The 2,935-nt window shown below is 53.9% G+C and carries 1 rRNA gene; it reads left to right on the top strand.

The annotated features are described in order from the left end of the window. Positions 1-66: 66 nt before the first annotated feature. Positions 67-2,898: ribosomal RNA gene (locus ACYU8Y_RS16120) — 23S ribosomal RNA — on the top strand. The last annotated feature ends 37 nt before the right edge of the window (positions 2,899-2,935 follow it).

Here is a 2,935-nt window from a genome sequence, read left to right as displayed (position 1 = left end):
TTCATGATGATAGAAAACCAAGACTAGTTTATCTAGTGATGAATACTTACTTACGTAAAGCGTGACAGACACGCAGCAAAAGGGCGTCTGGGGGATGCCTAAGGCTTCTGATGGCGATGAAGGACGTGGCAAGCGACGAAACATGACGGGGACCCGCTGGCAGGGGCTGATCCGTTGGTATCCGAATGGGGCAACCCACTGGTTTGAAGAACCAGTACCTTTCGAGGGGCAAACGCGGAGAACTGAAACATCTAAGTACCCGCAGGAAGAGAAAACAATTGTGATTCCCTAAGTAGTGGCGAGCGAACGGGGAACAGCCCAAACCATCTACGTTACGGCGTAGGCGGGGTAGTAGGACCCGACAGCAAATCAACAACCGAACTGAAATGACTTGGGAAAGTCAACCATAGAGGGTGAGAGTCCCGTACGGGTCAGGGCGTTGGTGGGTTGGGGATCCTGAGTAGGGGGGAACCGGAGAAATTCCCTTTGAATCAGCCGGCACCATCCGGTAAGGCTAAATACAATCAGAAGACCGATAGCGCAGAGTACCGTGAGGGAAAGGTGAAAAGTACGGGGAGTACCCGGGTGAAATAGAACCTGAAACCAGGCGCTTACAAGCGGTTGGAGCGTCCAGCGTGGCGTGACAGCGTGCCTTTTGCATAATGAGCCTACGAGTAACCGTCACTGGCGAGGTTAAGTACGTGGACGTACGGATCCGAAGCGAAAGCGAGTCTGAACAGGGCGTCTAGTCAGTGGGGGTTGACGCGAAACTTGGTGATCTATCCCTGGCCAGGCTGAAGGGGTGGTAACACACCGTGGAGGGCCGAACCGATAAGCGTTGAAAAGCTTCCGGATGAGCTGGGGATAGGGGTGAAAGGCCAATCAAACTGAGAAATAGCTCGTACTCTCCGAAATGTTTTTAGGAACAGCGTTACGTGTTACTGTCTGTGAGGTAGAGCGACCAACAGGATGCGGGGGAGTCACATCCTACCAACTTCTGATGAACTCCGAATGCGCAGAGAGGTGCGTGGCAGTGAGGGGCAGGGTGCTAAGGTCCTGCTCCGAGAGGGGAACAACCCAGACCATCAGCTAAGGTCCCCAAGTGTGTGCTAAGTTGAACAAAGGCGGTCCGGCTGCTGAGACAGCCAGGAGGTTAGCTTGGAAGCAGCTATTCCTTTAAAGAGTGCGTAACAGCTCACTGGTCGAGCGGGGCGGGCGTCGATAATAAACGGGCATCAAGCACATCACCGAAGCTATGGACCTATACTTGGAGTATAGTGTGGTAGGAGAGCATTCTATGGGGGGTGAAGTTGAAGCGTGAGCTTTGGTGGACCGCATAGAAAAGCAAATGTAGGCATAAGTAACGAGAATGAGGATGAGAACTCCTCACACCGAAAAGCTAAGGTTTCCTCCGCGATGGCAGTCATCGGAGGGTTAGTCGGGGTCTAAGGAGCAGGCGAATGCCGGGCTTTGAGGGGGAGTGGGTTAATATTCCCACACTATCTACGCAGGAGAGCTCATGACGGAGTGCCGGGGGTGTTACGTTCTGACGGAATAGAGCGTTGAGCAGAGGCTTCGGCTGAAGCGAAAGACTGAAGGGGCTTCCAAGAAAAGTGAGTGATCGTCAAGCGTGTGGATACCCGTACCGTAAACCGACACAGGTAGCTGGGAAGAATATTCTAAGGTGCGCGAAAGAATCATGGTTAAGGAACTCGGCAAAATTACCCTGTAACTTCGGGATAAGGGGGGCCTACTCAGCGATGGGAGGCTGCAGAGAAGACGCCCAGGCGACTGTTTACCAAAAACACAGGACTCTGCCAAAATGAAAGTTGACGCATAGGGTCTGACACCTGCCCGGTGCTGGAAGGTTAAGGGGGGAGCTTAGTCGCAAGGCGAAGGTTTGAACTGAAGCCCCAGTAAACGGCGGCCGTAACTATAACGGTCCTAAGGTAGCGAAATTCCTTGTCGGGTAAGTTCCGACCTGCACGAATGGTGTAACGATCTGGGCACTGTCTCAACCATGAGTTCGGTGAAATTGTAGTAGCGGTGAAGATGCCGCTTACCCGCCACGGGACGGAAAGACCCCGTGCACCTTTACTACAGCTTAACATTGAATGCCGGTCAGTCATGTGTAGGATAGGCGGGAGGAGTTGAAGGGGTGTCGCCAGGCATCCTGGATCCAACCTTGAAATACCGCCCTTGGCTTACTGGCGTTCTAACCGGGAGACTGGGACCTTGTTTGGTGGGTAGTTTGACTGGGGTGGTCACCTCCGAAAGGGTAACGGAGGTTTCCCAAGGTTGGCTCATACCGGACGGTAATCGGTAGGGGAGTGCAATAGCAGAAGCCAGCTTGACAGTGAGGCCCACAAGCCGATCTGGGACGAAAGTCGGGTATAGTGATCCGGTGGTTCCGCATGGAAGGGCCATCGCTCAAAGGATAAAAGGTACGCCGGGGATAACAGGCTGATCTCCCCCAAGAGCTCACATCGACGGGGAGGTTTGGCACCTCGATGTCGGCTCGTCACATCCTGGGGCTGGAGAAGGTTCCAAGGGTTCGGCTGTTCGCCGATTAAAGTGGCACGCGAGCTGGGTTCAGAACGTCGTGAGACAGTTCGGTCCCTATCTGTGGTGGGCGTGGGAATACTGACGGGATCTGTCCTTAGTACGAGAGGACCGGGATGGACTCACCGCTGGCGGATCAGTTATCATGCCGGTGGTATGGCTGAGTAGCTACGTGGGGATCAGATAAGCGCTGAAAGCATCTAAGTGCGAAACTGGCCTGAAGATGAGTGTTCCGGTATAAAGGGGTGTTGTAGACGACGACGTTGATAGGCGGCAGGTGTACGCGGTGAGAGTCGCTAAGCTGAGCCGTACTAATGGCCCCGGACGCGAGTTTGTTCATGGTTTTACGGGAGCGGGTAGGTATTGGTCGGTA

It is taken from the genome of Spirosoma humi, assembly GCF_054776575.1.
This window is presented reverse-complemented; position numbering and strand designations above follow the sequence as displayed.